At 61.7% G+C, this 17252-nt stretch carries 14 protein-coding genes; 5 read left to right on the plus strand and 9 right to left on the minus strand.

Annotated features, from left to right (window positions below; all coding sequences use genetic code 11):
- Positions 1-26: 26 nt before the first annotated feature.
- The 8 genes from NQL71_RS15505 to NQL71_RS15540 all read right to left on the minus strand — a co-directional run bounded on the left by NQL71_RS15505 (position 27) and on the right by NQL71_RS15540 (position 9321).
- Positions 27-818, minus strand: a complete 792-nt coding sequence (locus NQL71_RS15505) for an enoyl-CoA hydratase/isomerase family protein (protein ID WP_274642975.1) — start codon at positions 816-818, stop codon at positions 27-29.
- Between the two features lie 335 nt (positions 819-1153).
- A complete protein-coding gene (locus NQL71_RS15510; RefSeq protein WP_274642976.1) occupies positions 1154-2566 on the minus strand; it encodes an amino acid permease in 1413 nt (470 codons plus the stop codon).
- A 207-nt stretch (positions 2567-2773) separates the two neighbouring features.
- Positions 2774-5029 (minus strand): ATP-binding protein, encoded by a 2256-nt coding sequence (locus NQL71_RS15515; protein WP_274642977.1) that lies wholly within the window; start codon positions 5027-5029, stop codon positions 2774-2776.
- Positions 5026-5781, minus strand: a complete 756-nt coding sequence (locus NQL71_RS15520) for a substrate-binding periplasmic protein (RefSeq protein ID WP_046819124.1) — start codon at positions 5779-5781, stop codon at positions 5026-5028. Before NQL71_RS15520 ends, NQL71_RS15515 begins: the two co-directional genes overlap by 4 nt.
- A 35-nt stretch (positions 5782-5816) precedes the next feature.
- Positions 5817-6533, minus strand: coding sequence for a response regulator (locus NQL71_RS15525; RefSeq protein WP_046819123.1), 717 nt, complete (start codon positions 6531-6533; stop codon positions 5817-5819).
- 74 nt (positions 6534-6607) lie between these two features.
- Positions 6608-7255: a TetR family transcriptional regulator C-terminal domain-containing protein gene (locus NQL71_RS15530; RefSeq protein WP_046819122.1), complete on the minus strand. Its 648-nt coding sequence runs from the start codon at positions 7253-7255 to the stop codon at positions 6608-6610.
- Between the two features lie 147 nt (positions 7256-7402).
- Positions 7403-8194, minus strand: coding sequence for a class II aldolase/adducin family protein (locus NQL71_RS15535; RefSeq protein ID WP_248687029.1), 792 nt, complete (start codon positions 8192-8194; stop codon positions 7403-7405).
- A gap of 77 nt (positions 8195-8271) precedes the next feature.
- Positions 8272-9321: an ABC transporter substrate-binding protein gene (locus NQL71_RS15540; RefSeq protein WP_248687030.1), complete on the minus strand. Its 1050-nt coding sequence runs from the start codon at positions 9319-9321 to the stop codon at positions 8272-8274.
- A gap of 234 nt (positions 9322-9555) precedes the next feature.
- Here NQL71_RS15540 and NQL71_RS15545 point away from each other — a divergent pair, with 234 nt between their 5' ends.
- Complete coding sequence (locus NQL71_RS15545; RefSeq protein ID WP_274642978.1) at positions 9556-11517, plus strand: oxidoreductase; 1962 nt, start codon at positions 9556-9558, stop codon at positions 11515-11517.
- A 61-nt stretch (positions 11518-11578) separates the two neighbouring features.
- Positions 11579-12160 (plus strand): helix-turn-helix domain-containing protein, encoded by a 582-nt coding sequence (locus NQL71_RS15550; RefSeq protein ID WP_046819118.1) that lies wholly within the window; start codon positions 11579-11581, stop codon positions 12158-12160.
- Here the strand turns inward: NQL71_RS15550 and NQL71_RS15555 are convergent.
- Complete coding sequence (locus tag NQL71_RS15555; protein WP_248687032.1) at positions 12157-13089, minus strand: helix-turn-helix domain-containing protein; 933 nt, start codon at positions 13087-13089, stop codon at positions 12157-12159. The two genes, NQL71_RS15550 and NQL71_RS15555, sit on opposite strands and share 4 nt — an antisense overlap.
- 162 nt (positions 13090-13251) lie before the next feature.
- Here NQL71_RS15555 and NQL71_RS15560 point away from each other — a divergent pair, with 162 nt between their 5' ends.
- The 3 genes from NQL71_RS15560 to NQL71_RS15570 all read left to right on the plus strand — a co-directional run bounded on the left by NQL71_RS15560 (position 13252) and on the right by NQL71_RS15570 (position 17150).
- Positions 13252-14610: a glutamine synthetase family protein gene (locus NQL71_RS15560; RefSeq protein ID WP_046819116.1), complete on the plus strand. Its 1359-nt coding sequence runs from the start codon at positions 13252-13254 to the stop codon at positions 14608-14610.
- 153 nt (positions 14611-14763) lie between these two features.
- Entirely contained in the window at positions 14764-15852 is a 1089-nt protein-coding gene (locus tag NQL71_RS15565; protein ID WP_046819115.1) for a polyamine ABC transporter substrate-binding protein, read from the plus strand.
- On the plus strand, positions 15849-17150 hold the full coding sequence (locus NQL71_RS15570) for an NAD(P)/FAD-dependent oxidoreductase (RefSeq protein WP_274642979.1): 1302 nt from the start codon (positions 15849-15851) through the stop codon (positions 17148-17150). Before NQL71_RS15565 ends, NQL71_RS15570 begins: the two co-directional genes overlap by 4 nt.
- Positions 17151-17252 lie beyond the last annotated feature (102 nt).

A 17252-nucleotide genomic window follows, 5' to 3' on the forward strand; every position in this document is an offset into this window, starting at 1 on the left:
GTGTGCAATGAGAGGTGTGCCGAGGATTAGCGACCGATAAAGCGTGCCGGGCGTTTTTCCATGGCGGCGCGCAGGGCTTCGGTGCCGTCTTCGCTGCGCCCGCACAACAGGCCGGCGGCCAACTCCGCCTGCAGTTGCGCAGGCAGGCTGCGCTCGGCGCCTTCGCGTATGAGTTTTTTGGTTTGGGCAAAGGCAAAGGTCGGCCCGGCGGCCAGGCGTGCGGCGAGTTCGCCGGCGACGCCCTGCAGTTGATCGTCGGCGCAGACTTCACCCACCAGGCCAGCGGCCAGGGCGCGGTCAGCCCCCCACAATTCGTCGAGGAACAGCAGGCGCTTGGCTTGTTCAGTGCCGATCAGCCGTGGCAGGTGCCAACTGGCGCCGGCGTCCGGGGAATAGGCCATGCTGGTGTAGCCGGCCTTGAAGCGTGCCGATTGCCCGGCGATGCGCAGGTCGCAGCACAGGGTCAGGTCCATCCCGGCCCCGACGGCAGTGCCGTTGATGGCGGCAATGGTCGGTTTTTCCAGGCTGTGCAGGCGGGTCATCAGGGCGTGGGCGGTTTCAGTCCAGCCGTAGGTTTCCAGTGCACCACGGGCTTCGGCTTCGGCCCATTCCGCCAGGTCGGCGCCGGCGCAGAAACTGCGACCGCTGCCGGTCAATACCACCACGCGCACCGCGGGATCGGCATTGAAGGTGTCGAGCAAGGTGTGCAGGTTTTTCAGGGTCGGAATGTCCAGCGCATTGCGCTGGGCCGTGCGATTGAGGGTGATCCGGGCAACGCCGGCTTCGACCTGACTGAGCAGAGAGTCGTGAGTAGTCATGCGAGTCCTCGAATTATTGTGATTGGTCTGAGGTGATGCGACTTGAGGCAATACTAAACGAGTGTTCAGTAAGGCGGCAATTGCTGGCGTAGTAAGCTGTAACAGGCCTGAAAAGTACTTAACATATTGTTTTTGCTAGCTTATTTAGTGATTGGCGGGATTGGGCCGATGCCGTTGTTACAACTTCGAACAACTGCCTACACGCACACCGCAGAAACAACGGTGGGAGCGAGCCTGCTCGCGAAGAGGGCGTCCCATTCAACATCTCTGTTGACTGATCCACCGCTTTCGCGAGCAGGCTCGCTCCCACAGGAAATGTTTATTAATTCAAGGGATCAGGTAGTCGGCAGGCTCGGCGCCAGCACCGCCCCGCGCTTGCGATGGATCAGGAAGTACGCGCCATAACACAACGCTATGAAGCCAAAGCCCCAGTACAGCGACGGCCGCTGGGTTTCATCCAGTGCCAGGAACACGAACAGCGAGCAGCACAGCGTGATGCACATCAGCGGCAACACCGGGAACCACGGCGCGCGGTATTTGAGGTCGCTGAGTTGGCCGCCGTCGCGCAGGTAGGCCTTGCGGAACTTGTACTGGGCCAGGGCGATGACAATCCAGGTCACGGTGCCCGACATCCCGCTCACTGCCATCAGCACCATGAACAAAGTGTCGGCGGCGACGAAGCTGGTCATCAGCGACACCAGGGCAAAACACAGGGTGATGCACAGGGCGCGCAACGGCACGCCACGCTTGCTCAAGGACGAAAGACTTTTCGGCGCCATGCCGGTTTTCGACATGGCCCAGAGGATGCGCGTCGAGGCATACAGGCCGGAGTTGCCCACCGACAGGATGGCCGTGAGGATCACGAAGTTCATCAGGTCGGCGGCGTAGGGAATGCCGACCATGTCGAACACCTGCACGAACGGACTTTCCATCAGCCCCGCCTGCTGCCACGGCACGATGGCCGACAAGACGACGATGGCCAGCACGTAGAAGATCAACACGCGAAACACCACGTTGCGCACGGCGCGGGGAATGCTTTTTTCCGGCTGATCGGTTTCGCCTGCCGCCACGCCCATGATCTCGCAGCCCTGGAAGGCATAGACCACAGTCATCATTACCGCGAACACCGCAGACAAACCATTGGGAAACAGCGAATCACCGATCAGGTTGTCCATCATCGGTGCCGGTGCGCCGTTGCTCAGCGGCATCACGCCGAAGATCACCAGCACGCCGACCACGATGAAACCAAGAATCGCCACCACCTTGATCCCGGAGAACCAGTATTCCGCTTCACCGAAGGCACGGGTCGCCAGCGCGTTGAGGCCGAACAGCACCACCACGAACAGCGCCGACCAGTACCAGATCGGCACCGTCGGGAACCAGCGGGTCATCAGCATCCCGGCGGCGGTGAATTCCAGGCCCACGGTGGTGGCCCAGCTCATCCAGTACACCCAGCCGATCATGAATCCGGTGGCCGGGCCGATGAATTGGGTGGCATGGGTCTGGAACGAACCGGACACCGGCATCTGCACCGACAGTTCACCGAGGCAGACCATCACCAGATACATCAGGAAACCGGCGACCAGGTAGGCCAGGATCGCGCCCACCGGCCCGCCCTGGTTGATGGTCACGCCGGAGCCCATGAACAGCCCGGTGCCGATCACGCCGCCCAGGGACAGCATGAAAATGTGCCGGCTTTTTAGTGCGCGGGTCAGCTGGATGCCTTTACGATCAGTGGTTTCGCTCATGCCCGGCACCTCGAGTCGGTGGCACGGGCAGCGCAGGACTGGACGTCACGACGCAGGGAGGAAGGCGCTTTACGGCAATTCATTATTATTATCTCCAATAAGCTTCGAAGACCGCGCTGCGGCGGTTGCGTCGATTATTGGAAAGCCATGTAAGGTCGCGTTGTACGTAAAGATCGAAGTTGTAGAAAGTCGTAACAAATATGTACGTCAGCGCTGCAACAGGCCGTTGAGGGTCTGCATCGAACATTGCAGTTGCGCTTCGACAGTGGGCACCAGTGCACGAATTGCCGTTTGGTCATTGCCCAGCGCCGCCACCTCCAACGCGCGCAACACCTGGGCCAATGCACGAAACCCAAGGGAATCGCCGCTGCCAGCCAAACGGTGGGCAAGCTGTGCAACCTCGGTGCAATCGTCGGCCTCGATGGCCTCGTTCAGTGCCTCGCGATGTTGCAGGATCGAATCGTGCAGCACGGCCAGCAATCCCTGTACTTTCTGTTCGCCGAGCAAGGTGCGATGGGTTTGCAGCAGTGGCCAGTCCATCGATTCGTCACCTGCCGGCGACTCGACGGCCTGCCCCGCCAGCACCTGCCGCAGGTTTTCCAGCTTCAAGGGTTTGGCCAGTACGCCGTCCATGCCGGCATCCAGATAACCGCTTACCAGCGCTGGCTGCACGCTGGCGGTCAGGGCCAGGATGCGCGTCTGGCGGTTCAGTCCGTCGTTGCCGCGGATCTGTTGGCACAACTGCACGCCACTCATCCCCGGCAGGTGCACATCCAGCAAGATCAGATCGAAGGTCCGCGCCGCGCATGACACCAACGCCTGTTCCGCATCGATGGCCAGCCACACTCGATGCCCATCCCGTTGCAGCAGGCCCTCGGCCACTTCGCGGTTGAGCGCCACGTCCTCGACCACCAGGATGTCGAGTGCCGGCCCCGGCACAGAGGTAGGCACCGGGGCAACGGCGCCGATGGCCGGCTGCAGCGTCAATTCGAACCAGAAACAACTGCCGCGCCCGACTTCGCTGCTGACGCCAATGCAGCCGCCCATTTTCTCCACCAGGTGTTTACAGATGGCCAGGCCCAATCCCGTGCCGCCATAACGCTGCGCGACTTCTTCGCTGGCCTGGGTGAACCGCTCGAAGATCTTCGCCTGCATCACCGGGGCAATACCAATGCCGTTGTCAGTGACACTCACCCGCAGGTGTTGTCCTTCTTGACCTTGTGCCTGCGCGAGCAACGCCACGTCGACACTGACGTCTGCGCCTTGCGTGAACTTGATCGCGTTGGCCAACAGGTTACTCAACACCTGCCGCAAATATTGTTCGGCGCCATGATGATGGTCAGCCACCCGCTGATCCACCCGGCATTCGAGAATCGTGTCGTTGTCCAGGGCCTTGGGTTCCAGCAGCGTGAGGACTTCGTCGAGTAACTGGCGAATGGAGAAGTTCACTGGCTCAGGGGGGCTGGTACCCTCCTCCAGCTTGGCGAAATACAGCACTTCATTGAGGATGGTCAGCAGCCCCTCGCCGGCCTTGTGCAGCGCATCCAGGCGCTTGCCGTCCTGGGGGGCCAGACGCGCACCGCGCAGCAACTCGGCCATGCCCAGAATGCCATTGAGCGGCGTACGCAGTTCGTGGCTCATGGTCGCCAGGAAGCGTGATTTGGCGAGGTTGGCCGCTTCGGCTTCGTCCTTGGCGCGCATCAGGCTGGCGGTACGGCGTTCGACCCTGCGCAGCAATTCATCGCGGTTGTCCTGCAGGGCCAGGCGGTCGGTTTCCCGGCGGTCGATGTCACTGAGGATCGCCCGGCGCATGTCGTCGAGGGCATGGGCCACGGTGTCGATCTCGTCACTCTGCGCGCTGCGCCGCTTGTCCAGGCGCAACGGCTCGTGCCATTGCCCGGCGGCAATACGCCGGGCAAATTCGGCCATGACTTTCAGGTGGCGGGTCACCAGTCGATAAAAAAGGCCCGACAGTGCCACCGCCAGCCCGCAGAAAAACACCGCCATCCACAACAGGTTGGTCAAGCCGGTGGCGTACAGGCGTTGATACACCGCCCCCAGGTCGGTGCTGACTTCCAGTTCGCCAAGATGGCGCAACGGTCCGGAGGGCGGTTGGTAATCCAGGGCAAAACGCTCGATGCGCAACGGCCCTGCCGGTGCGGGACTACCTTGCACCAGGTCGAAATCAGGACCGGTCAAATGCACCCTGGCGACGTCGGAGAAATCCACCAGGCCCCGTAGTTGCACGTTCAACTGCTCCTGGTTCAGATCCCAGAGGCTGCGCTCCAGGCTGGCCAGGTAACCGGCGCGGATCAGCTCCATGCGCGAGTCGATCTCGCGCATCTCCCGGCGATACTCGATGTACAGCTGCACACTGCTGGCCAGCACGGTAAAGCACAGGCTGAACAACAGGATGAACAGCAGCAGGCGCCGCAAAAGACCACCGGGACGCGCGCGAATCATTGCGCATCCGCCGGCAGGCTGATCATGTCGCGGTAAGTGACTTCGCTTTCATTGAGCAGGCGCTCGACATCACCGGCCTCCACCATGCGCTGCAATTGCGCATCAATCTGCGGCATGCGCGCGGACAACGGCGAACGGCGGGAAACGGCGACCCGCAGGTAATCCACGCTCAGGGCCCTGGGCAAGGCCACGATGTCTTGGGCGCCGGGCAGGTTGGCCACGTACAACTCGCCGGTGCGGCGCTCCTGGGTGATGAAATCGATGCGCCCGCGAATCAGCTTGCCGAAGTTCTGGCCGCTGCTGGCGACCCATTCGATGTTGTTGTGCTGCGCGACCATGCGATCGAACGCCACGCCGTAGCTTTCACCAAACAGCAAGCCGCCACGGTAATGCGCCAGGTCCTGCAAGTGTTCGAACTTCACCGGATGTTGGCGATTGACGAACAACGCCACCTCTTCGCGCAGCACCGGCACGGTGGAAAACAGCATGCTCTGTTCCCGCTGCGCAGTGCTGTAGGCCAGCACCACATCGACACGGCCTTCGGCGGCGTCCAGCAGACAGCGTTTCCAGTTGCCCAACACCACGGTCTCGACCTCATAGCCGAGCTGGCCGAACAACTGCTTGACCACGCTCGGCGCCAGGCCGCGGACTTGTTTGCCGTCGCTCCAGGAAATCGGCGGGTACACCGGGTAATCGCAGTAGCGGATTTTTTCCGCCGCCTGCGCGCTGGTCGTCGACAGAGCCAGCCACATTACCAGCACCCACCAGAGCCTGCGCCCCACCGCCGTCACGCCGCCAGGCTGGCAGTGAAGAGGTAGCCGGCGCCATGGATGGTGATGATCAGCTGCGGTTCGGCGGGATCGTCATGCAACTTGCGGCGCAGGCGCCCGACCAGCACGTCGATCGAGCGGTCGTTGGGCACCCATTCGCGGTTGCGGATCTGGTCCATCAACTGGTCGCGGCTGAGGGTGTGGCCGCTGTTGCGCAAGAACACGCTGAGCAACTGGTATTCGCCGTGGGTCAGCAAGGTCTCGCTGCCGGCCGGGTCGATCAGCCGCCGGCGGTCGGTGTCCAGCGCCCAGTCGGCGAACTGTTTGACCGGTTTGGCGACGGCGGCAACCGGTTGTGGTGCCTGCGCATGGCGGACCCGGCGAATCAGGTTTTTCGCCCGGGACACCAGTTCCCGCGGGTTGAGGGGTTTGATCACGTAATCGTCGGCGCCGCATTCAAGCCCGACGATGCGGTCGATTTCGTCGTTGCGCCCGGTGATCAGGATGATGCCGACTTCCGATCGCACCCGCAGTTCGCGGGTCAGGGTCAGGCCGTCTTTACCCGGCAGGCGGATATCGAGCATGACCAGGTCGACCGCCTGGTTGGCCAGGAAGGTTTCGGCCAGTTCCGCCGTGGCGGCACAATGCACGTCGTAGCCCTCCCGGGACAGGTAGGCATGCAACAGTTCGCGAATCAGCGGATCGTCATCGACGATCAGTACCCGAGGAGTCATTGCTGGGTGTCCTGCTTGTTTCTTATTAGAGGGACTGCATCAGCGGCAGAGAGTAGCCACTGCTGAACGGGTGATCAACAGCTGCTCGTCTGCTGGCAAAACCGCTGGCGGCCACCGGCCTGCAAACCGTCGACCCAGGCCTCGCAGATCTGCATGCCCTGTTCGGGGGTAAAAGTCCCCGGATTGAGCCCGGACTCGAGCCACAAGCCATCGAGCAGTGCGCTGAGGCTGATCGCCGCCAGGTCGGCATCGAAGTGCTCCCAGCCCTCCTCCTGCGCCAACTCCCGGAGCACCTTGCCGAGGATCGCGCGGTACTCGCCATAGGAATGATCGTGGGCCTGGTTGATCGCCTCGGCGGTTTTTACCGCGCCCCAGAAGGCAAGCCAGGCGTCGATCAATTGCGGGTCGAGCAATTCGGCGGAGAACGATCCGCGGAAAAACGCCGACAGGCGTTCGCGGGCATTGGGTGCCGCCTGCTCCATGGCATCGCGCAGCAGGGTCATGACGCGCCCGGTGATCGCCATGTACGCCTCGGCCACCAGTTCGTCCTTGCCCGAATAGTGATGGCTGATCAGCCCCACCGACACTCCGGCCTCAGCAGAAATCTTGCGAATCGACGCTCCCTGGAAACCATGGCGCTTGAGGCACACCAGCGTCGCCTCGATCAGATTGGCCTTGCGCAACTCCGGTTCCATGCGGGAAAAACGGGCTTCCTGGTTCATGGGCAACGCTCCTGGTTTGTCGATCGTTGAACGACTGTACAGCAAGAAGGTGGCATGGCTCCAGTCAGGCGTTTGTCAGATGGACAGTAGCGCGCCCATCGCGGGCTTGCCAGCGATGAGGCCAGCCCGAACAACCGAAGTTCCAGATCAATCCCGATAATCCGGCGCCACCCGCTCCAGCAATCTCAACAACGCCGCCCACGCCAGTTGCATCGCATCCGGATCATTCAGCTCCCCCTCTCCCAGCGCCCGCTCCGGTTCGTTGAACTGGCGCTCGGTGTGCGCGCACACCTCGGCCGGCGGCAACACCAGCTCGCCAGCCGCTTGCGCCGCCAGCTGGATTTCGCAAGCCTTTTCCAGGTAATACATGCGCAAGAATGCCTGGTTCACGGTTTCGCCGACGGTCAGCAGCCCATGGTTGCGCAGCATCAGCACGGGTTTGTCGCCCATGTCCGCTACCAGCCGTTGCTGCTCGCTCAGGTCCAGCGCCACGCCCTCGTAGTCGTGGTAGGCAACGCGACCGTAGAACTCCATGGAAATCTGATTAACCGGCAACAATCCGCACTTGAGCGCGGCCACCGCGCAACCGGACTTGGTGTGGGTGTGCAGCACGCACTGCGCGTCTTCACGCGCGCCATGAATGGCGCTGTGAATGACAAAGCCGGCGGGATTCACCGGGTACGGCGATGGCTCGACGGCGCGGCCATCGAGATCGATCTTGACCAGGTTGGACGCGGTGATTTCGTCGAACATCAGCCCGTAGGGGTTGATCAGGAAGTGATGCTCGGGCCCCGGAATACGCACTGAGATATGGGTGAAGATCAGGTCGGTCATGCGAAAATGCGCAATCAGGCGATAACAGGCCGCCAGTTCTTCACGCAGCCGCTGTTCGGTGGCGCTGCGCTCAGGGGCAGTCAGCGCAGTGGCGATGTTGTTCATTGTTCGGACTCTCCAGGCTGTTCGGCTGGGCAGACAGTAAGACTGGACGCTTTGGCACGTCCAGCCATCCTCGCTATTTATTTGCTGGCCCAGGCGTTGAAGCGCTCTTCCAGTTCTTCGCCATGGTCGACCCAGAAACCTACGTCCATCGACAAAGCACCCTTGAGGTTCTGCGGCGCCGTGGGCACCCACTGCGCCAGTTTGTCATCGAGCCGTGCGGCGGCCTGGATGTTGGTCGGGCCGTAGGGGATCTGCTCGACGTATTTCACCTGGGCATCCGGCTGGTTGGCGAAAGCGATGAAGCGCTTGGCCTGGTCGACGTGCCTGGAGCCCTTGATGATCGCCCAGTAGTCCATGCCATACAGGCTGCCGGGCCAGACCAGCGCCAGATGGCTGCCTTTCTGCGCGGCGTCGGCAATGCGCCCGCTGTAGGTCGAAGTCATCACCACATCGCCGGCGGTCAACCATTGCGGCGGTTGTGCGCCGGCTTCCCACCACTGGATGTAGGGCTTGAGGTCAGTGAGTTTGGCAAACGCCCGATCCACGCCCTGCGGGGTGTTGAGCACCTTGTACACGTCATCGACCTTGACCCCGTCGGCCAGCAGGGCGAACTCCAGGTTGTACACCGCGCGCTTGCGCAGACCGCGCTTGCCAGGAATTTTCTGCACGTCCCAGAAGTCCGCCCATGACGTAGGGGCCTGGGCGAGTTTGTCGGTGTCGTAGGCGATCGCCACGCTCCACACCAGCGCGGCGGAGCCGCATTCCTGCGCAGCCTCGGGGATCAACTGCTCGGTGCGCCCCAGGCGAGTCCAGTCCAGTCGTTCATACATGCCCTCTTCGCAGCCGCGCATCAGGTCCGGACCTTCGATTTGCACCACGTCCCAGTCGACGTTACCGGTGTCGACCATGACTTTGATCTTCGCCATCTCGCCGTTGTATTCGCTCTGGATCACTTTGCTTTGATCCACGGCGGCAAAAGGCTGGAAGAACGCCACGTCCTGGGCTTTTTGTCCGGCGCCGCCGTAACCGACCACCACCATGTCCGATGCTGCCTGTGCGCTGCCCAAACCCATGGCCAGGATCAACGCCAAGGGATAAACACCGTGCTTTAGCGTATTCGATTTCATCAATGGTTCCTCGTGCAGGTACCAGGCGACTACGGAGTCGGCATGGCCCTTTTTTATTGTTGGTGAGGTTCGCCCCAGGAGCGGGCTCGACACGAAACTACTCAAGGCATAGTAAAAAAACAAGTTGATTTTTTACTGCCGGTAAATTTCTATAGAGCAAACAAAAACGAAAGTTGATGCCTCTGTAGGCGCGAGCTCGCACCTACAGGCCAGCCCGCCCGGAGTAACCGCACCATGTCGAGCCCGACCCCTGCCTTCGCGCACCTTTTCGAACCCTTGCAGATCCGTGGCAAGCGCCTGAAGAACCGCATCATGTCCAGCGGACACGACACCTCGATGCCCACCGACAACCTGGTCAACGAGCAGCTGATCGCCTATCACCGGGCGCGCGCCGAAGGCGGTGTCGGGCTGATCGTGCTGCAAGTGGCCGGGGTGCATGACAGTGCGCGCTACACCTCCCACGTGCTGATGGCCACCGACGATGAATGCATCGAGGGCTACCGCAAACTCGCGCAAACCTGCCATGCCCACGGCACCGTGGTGCTGTCGCAAGTGTTTCATCCGGGGCGGGAAATCATGGAGTCCAGCGATGGCCTGCTGGCAGTGGCCTACTCGGCATCGGCGGTGCCCAACGAGCGTTTCCGGGTCATGCCGCGGGCGCTGGACCAGGCGATGATCGACGAGATCGTCGCCGGTTATGCCGCTGCTGCCCGACGCCTGCACCAGGCCGGCATCGATGGCGTGGAAGTGGTCGCCAGTCACGGTTACCTGCCGGCGCAATTCATCAACCCTCGGGTCAACCGCCGCACCGATGGCTACAACGGTGAACTGGAACAGCGTTTGCGCTTCCTGCGTGAAGTCATCGCTGCGGTGCGTGCGGCGACTGATGAGCAATTCATCATCGGCCTGCGCATCTCTGCCGATGAGCGCGATCCTGAAGGGCTGACCGAAGACGAATCATTGACCGCCGTACAATCGCTGCAAGGGCAGCTGGATTACGTGCACATCGTCGCCGGTACTTCGGCATCCCTCGGTGGTGCCGTGCACATCGTGCCGCCGATGGCGATCGAAGCGGCGTACCTGGCCAAGGAGGCCGGCACCTTCAAGGCTGGCTTGAACATTCCCTTGTTCGTCACCGGGCGCATCAACCAGCCCCAGGAGGCCGAGTTGATTCTGGCCCGGGGTCAGGCCGATGTGTGCGGCATGACCCGGGCGTTGATCTGCGACCCGCAAATGCCCAACAAGACCGACGTCGGCCGCGTAGAAGATGTGCGAGCGTGCATTGCCTGCAATCAAGCGTGCATCGGGCACTTCCACAAGGGCTTGCCGATTTCCTGCATCCAGCACCCGGAAACGGGACGCGAATTGATCTTTGGTCACAGGCAGGCAACGAAATCACGCAAACGCATCATGATCGCCGGCGGTGGTCCGGCCGGCATGAAGGCCGCCGCCGTCGCCGCCCAACGCGGCCATGACGTGACGCTGTACGAAGCCAGCGCGCAACTGGGTGGTCAGGTGTTACTCGCGCAACTGCTGCCGCGGCGTAGCGAATTCGGCGGTGCCAGCACCAACCTGCAGCGGGAAATGGAACTGGCCGGAGTACGCGTGGTGCGCAATACGCGGGTCGACCGCGCGCTGGTGGAGCAGGAGAAACCGGACATGGTGATCGTCGCCACGGGTGCCGAACCCTATTGGCCGCTCTTCGAACGCGGTGGCGAATTGCAGGTGGTGGATGCCTGGCAAGTGCTGCGTGAAGAAGTGCAAATCGGCCGTTCGGTGGTGGTGGTCGACTGGCGCTGCGACTGGATCGGCCCCGGCATTGCCGAGCGCCTGACCCGTTCCGGTCATCAGGTGCAACTGGCGGTCAACGGCACCCACTGCGGGGAGAACCTGCCGCTGTACGTGCGCGATCAACTGGCTGGCGAGTTGCACAAACTGGGGGTTCCCATTACGCCTTATGCGCGCTTGTACGGGTGCGACGACAACACGGTCTACTTGCAACACACCGCCAGCGGCGAACCGATGCTGATGGAGAATATCGATACGCTGGTGCTGTGCCAGGGCCATCAACCGGTGGATACGCTCGGGGCAGCGTTGCAAGGCCTGGTGGAATTTCGCCGCATCGGTGACTGCCTGGCGCCGCGTACCGCCGAAGAAGCGATTTATGAAGGGTTGAAAGTCGCGTGGGAGCTTTAAGCCTGTTTATACTCCGGGGCTTTAATGACTGACCCCTATCTCTAGGGGTTTGGAACTTCGTATGAGCAATGACAGCAAGACCCAGGCCGAACCGCATTTCCTCGGCACGCGGATTCGCGGCCTGCGCAAACGCCGGGGCATGACCCTGGCGCAATTGGCGCAACAAAGCGAACTGACCGCCGGCTACATCAGCCAGCTGGAACGCAACCTCGCCTACCCGTCGATCCCGGCGCTGTTCAACATTGCCCGCAGCCTCGGCGTGACCATCCAGTGGTTCTTCGCCAGCGAAGCCGTCACCGCTCCCGAAGACGAAGGCATTGTCGTGCGCAAGCACAGTCGCCTGAACGTGCATTACGAAGACGGCATCGTCGACCAGTTATTGACCCCGCAAGCCAACCGCCAGCTGGAAATGCTCCACTCGCGTTTTCCGCCGGGCACTTACAGCCAGCAAAGCTACAGCCACGACGGCGAAGAAGCCGGCTATCTGCTGTCGGGCAGCTTCGAGTTGTGGGTCGGCGAGCGCTACTTTCAGCTCAACGAAGGCGACAGTTTCAGTTTTTCCAGCCAGCAACCGCACCGCTACGGCAACCCGGGTGAGGTGGATGCGGTGGTGATCTGGGTGATCACCCCGCCGACCTTCTAACGCCGGCCGCGCCCGATTGCTTGTGCAACACCGGCACGCTTGAGGGTGTCGCTCGGCAGTTCCTTGAACAACGCACGATAGCTGCTGGAAAACCGTCCCAAATGCCAGAACGACCAGTGCATGGCCACTTCGGCCACGGTGGTTTGCAGGGGAGTGCGGCTGAGCAGTTCGCGCCGGGCGCTGTTCAGGCGGCGCAGGCGCAACCATTGGGTCGGCGCCATACCGGTATAGGTCTTGAACGTGTGTTGCAACTGGCGTAGCGAAACCCCGGCAACCTGGGACAATGCCAGCAGATTGAGGTGTTCTTCCGGGCTGTCCGCCGCCCATTCCCCTACCCGCTTCATGATCGCCCGGTCCCCGGCCCGGCGCTGCAGTGCGCCCTGGTCGAGACTGACACAGGCGTTATCGAGGATGAACAGGCAATCGTCCAGCAGCTGTTGGGTCAAGGCTTCGCGGCTTGGCGGATCGTAGGTTTGCGACAACTGGGTCAGGGTTGCGCTGAGCCAGCGACTGAACAACCCGTTTTGCTGGCAATTGAGCGGCGCCATGAACAGCCCCTCCAACCGCGCGACATCCAGCCCATGGCGCTTGACGAACTCCGGGCCGAACACCACGGCGATTTCCTGGTAGTTCTCCGGGGTGATCCAGATGTTGCGACTTTCACCATTCAACACGTACAGCGCGTTGTCGCTGCGGTCGAAACAGAACGCCAGCGAACCTTGTGGCGCGCTGAAATTCTGCTCGACCCGGGTGTTCATGTGCTCCTCGTAGATCTCCACGCCCTGTAGATCCAGATAACGCACCAGGCCGGCGAAATGTCCCGGCGACATCTGTTGGTAATGCTGGACCCAACCAGGCGTAGCGCGAATTTGCTCGGCGACTTCGAAGGTACTGAATGCTTGAACCTGTAGTGAGTTGCACGTTGACATTGGGCGACCTTACGCACTCTTTTGGTGCGCTTTGTGCTGCTTAAAGTGGATAGATGGAACTGCAAGGCTCGCCCAAGATAGACGTCAACGCGCTACAGGGGAAGCGTCCTGCAGATGAAATCGACTTTCTCCCGCGTTAACAAAACCAATAACGAGGTCTTTATGAATGCCCCTTTCGATCAGCTGTTCACTTGGCTGAAAGATCACAAGATTACCGAAGTCGAGTGTGTCGTCAGCGACCTGACCGGCATTGCACGCGGCAAAATCGCACCCACCAACAAGTTCCTGCATGAGCGAGGCATGCGCCTGCCGGAAAGTGTGCTGTTGCAGACGGTAACCGGGGACTTTGTCGACGACGACATCTACTACGACCTGCTCGATCCTGCCGATATCGACATGGTCTGCAAACCGGTGTCCGACGCGGTATACGTCGTGCCATGGGCGATCGAGCCGACCGCCATCGTGATCCACGACACCTTTGACAAGTTCGGCAATCCGATCGAATTGTCGCCGCGCAACGTGCTCAAGAAAGTCCTGCAGCTGTATACCGACAAAGGCTGGCGACCGATTGTCGCGCCGGAAATGGAGTTTTACCTGACCCAGCGCTGCGAAGACCCGGACTTGCCACTCAAGGCCCCGATGGGCCGCTCCGGTCGCGCCGAAAGCGGTCGCCAGTCGTTCTCCATCGACGCCGCCAACGAATTCGACCCGTTGTTCGAAGACGTCTATGACTGGTGCGAACTCCAGGGCCTGGACCTCGACACGCTGATCCACGAAGACGGTCCGGCGCAGATGGAAATCAATTTCCGCCATGGCGATGCCCTGGACCTGGCCGACCAGATCACCGTGTTCAAGCGCACCATGCGCGAGGCCGCCCTCAAGCACAATGTCGCGGCCACCTTCATGGCCAAGCCGGTCGGCGATGAGCCAGGCAGCGCCATGCACATCCACCAGAGCGTGGTGGACATTGCCACCGGCCAGCCGATCTTTGCCGATGCCGACGGCAACATGAGCGCGTTGTTCCTGCACCACATCGGCGGCTTGCAGAAGTACATCCCCAAAGTGCTGCCGATGTTCGCGCCGAACGTCAACTCGTTCCGCCGCTTCCTGCCGGACACCTCGGCACCGGTGAACGTCGAATGGGGCGAAGAGAACCGTACCGTCGGCCTGCGCGTGCCGACCTCGAGCCCGGACGCCATGCGCGTGGAAAACCGCTTGCCGGGGGCCGATGCCAACCCTTACCTGGCCATCGCCGCCAGCCTGCTGTGCGGCTACCTGGGCATGATCGAGCGCATTGAACCGAGCGCCGCGGTGCAGGGCCGGGCCTATGAGCGGCGCAACCTGCGCCTGCCGATCACCATCGAAGATGCGCTGACGCAGATGGAAGAGTGCGAAACCGTGGGCCGCTACCTGGGCGACAAGTTCGTGCGTGGCTACGTCGCGGTCAAGCGCGCCGAGCACGAGAACTTCAAGCGCGTGATCAGCTCTTGGGAGCGCGAGTTCCTGTTGCTGAGCGTCTGAGATCTTCGCTGTCTGTAAGGGCCTCTTCGCGAGCAGGCTCGCTCCCACATTTTGGAATGCATTCCCCTGTGGGAGCGAGCCTGCTCGCGAAGGGGGACGCCAGAACACCGAAGAATCACCTGAAGAATCCAATAACTCCAAGAAGGTATTGATATGCGTCTGTTGAAGTCCATGGTCCCGGCCGCGCTCGCGGTCTTGTTCAGCGCCGTAACCCAGGCGCAGCCACAGGTCAGCGTCTACAACTGGACCGACTACATCGGCGAGACCACCCTCGCCGACTTCCAGGGCAAAACCGGGATCAAGGTGATCTACGACGTTTTCGACTCCAATGAAACCCTGGAAGGCAAACTGCTTGCCGGGCGTACCGGGTATGACGTGGTGGTGCCGTCCAACCACTTCCTCGCCCGCCAGGTGAAGGCCGGCGCGTTCCTCAAGCTGGACCGCGAGCAACTGCCGAACTTCAAGAACCTCGACCCGAAACTGCTGGCCTTGCTGGAGAAAAACGACCCGGGTAACGCGCACTCGGTGCCGTACCTGTGGGGCACCAATGGCATCGGCTACAACGTCGACAAGGTCAAGCAGGTGTTGGGCATCGACCACATCGATTCCTGGGCCGTGCTGTTCGAACCGGAAAACATCAAGAAACTCAGCGCCTGCGGCGTATCGATGATGGACTCGGCGGATGAAGTGTTCCCCGCGGTGCTCAACTACATGGGCATGGACCCGCGCAGCGAGAATCCGGAAGACTTCAAGAAAGCCGAAGCCAAGCTGCTGAGCATCCGTCCGTACATTACCTATTTCCACTCTTCCAAGTATGTCTCGGACCTGGCCAACGGCGACATCTGCGTGGCGTTCGGTTACTCCGGTGACGTGTTCCAGGCCGCCAACCGCGCCAAGGAAGCCAAGAACAACGTGAACATCGCCTATGCCATCCCCAAGGAAGGCGCGAACCTGTGGTTTGACTTGCTGGCCATCCCGGCGGACGCTGGCAATCCGAAGGAAGCCCACGCCTTCATTAACTACTTGCTCGACCCGCAAGTGATCGCCAAGGTCAGTGCCTCGGTCGGCTATGCCAACCCTAACCCCGCCGCCAAGCAGTACATGGATCCGGAACTGGTGAATAACCCTGAGGTTTATCCGCCTCAGGCAGTGCTCGACAAGCTCTACATCTCGACCACCCCGCCGCAGTCGATCATGCGCTTGATGACCCGCTCCTGGAGCAAAGTGAAGTCCAACCAATGAACCAGTACACCCACGAACACGCCCATTCCTATTACGCCGCGTCGGCCAACGGTATGGCGCCCTACCCCACGCTGGCCGAAGACCTGGTGGCCGATGTCTGCGTGATTGGCGGCGGGTTTACCGGCGTCAACACGGCCATCGAACTGGCCCAGCGCGGGCTCTCGGTGATCCTGCTCGAAGGTCGGCGGATCGGCTGGGGCGCCAGCGGGCGCAACGGCGGGCAGTTGATTCGCGGCATCGGCCATGACGTCAGCGGTTTCGCCAGGCATGTCGGTGCTGAGGGGGTGCGCTACCTGGAACAGGCCGGGACTGAATCGGTGCAGTTGGTGGGCAATCGTATCCGTGAGCACGGCATCGATTGCGACCTGCGCTGGGGTTTCTGCGAACTGGCCAACACCCCGGCACAGTTCGCCGGGTTGAAAGCCGAACACGCTGCGCTCAAGGAATCGGGTTACGCCCCTGAAACCCGCCTGGTCGAAGCCGCGCAGATCCGTGAGCAGGTCGTGAATAGCGGTGTGTACGCCGGCGGGCTGGTCGACATGGGCTCGGGGCACTTGCATCCGCTGAACCTGGTCCTTGGCGAAGCGCAGCTCGCGTCATCCCTCGGCGTACGAATTTTCGAGCAAAGCCCGGTGCTGGAGCTGGTCCACGGCAGCACCGTGCAGGTTCGATGCGCCGGTGGCACGGTACGCGCCGGCACTCTGGTCCTGGGTTGCAACGCGCATCTGGAAGAACTCGAACCGAAACTGAGCGGTAAGGTGCTCCCGGCGGGCAGCTACATCATCGCCACCGAACCCTTGCCGGCGGACGTTGCCGCGCAGCTGATCCCGCACAACCTGGCGCTGTGCGACCAGAAAGTCGGCCTGGATTACTACCGGCTCTCGGCGGACCGGCGTCTGTTGTTCGGCGGGGCCTGCCATTACTCCGGGCGTGATCCAGCGGATATCAGCGCCTACATGCGCCCGCAAATGCTCAAGGTCTTCGCGCAACTGGCGAATGTGCGCATCGACTATCAATGGGGCGGGAAGATCGGTATCACCGCCAACCGCTTCCCCCAGGTCGGGCGCTTGAGCCAGCACCCTAACGTGTTCTACGCCCAGGGCTACTCGGGCCATGGCCTGAACGTCACCCACTGGTGCGCGAAATTGTTGGGCGAAGCGGTCCATGCCGGCCACAGCAAGGGCTTCGACGTGTTCAGCGCCGTGCCGCACATGACCTTCCCGGGCGGCCGTGTCCTGCGTTCGCCACTGCTGGCCCTGGGCATGCTCTGGTATCGCATGCGCGAAGTACTGGGCTGACACCGCCCCCTGTAGGAGCTGGCTTGCCAGCGATGTCGACCGAAAGAACAACACAATGTTCAAGGCCGCCATCGCTGGCAAGCCAGCTCCTACAGAGTTACC

Source organism: Pseudomonas serbica (assembly GCF_028823535.1).
GTDB lineage: Bacteria > Pseudomonadota > Gammaproteobacteria > Pseudomonadales > Pseudomonadaceae > Aquipseudomonas > Aquipseudomonas serbica.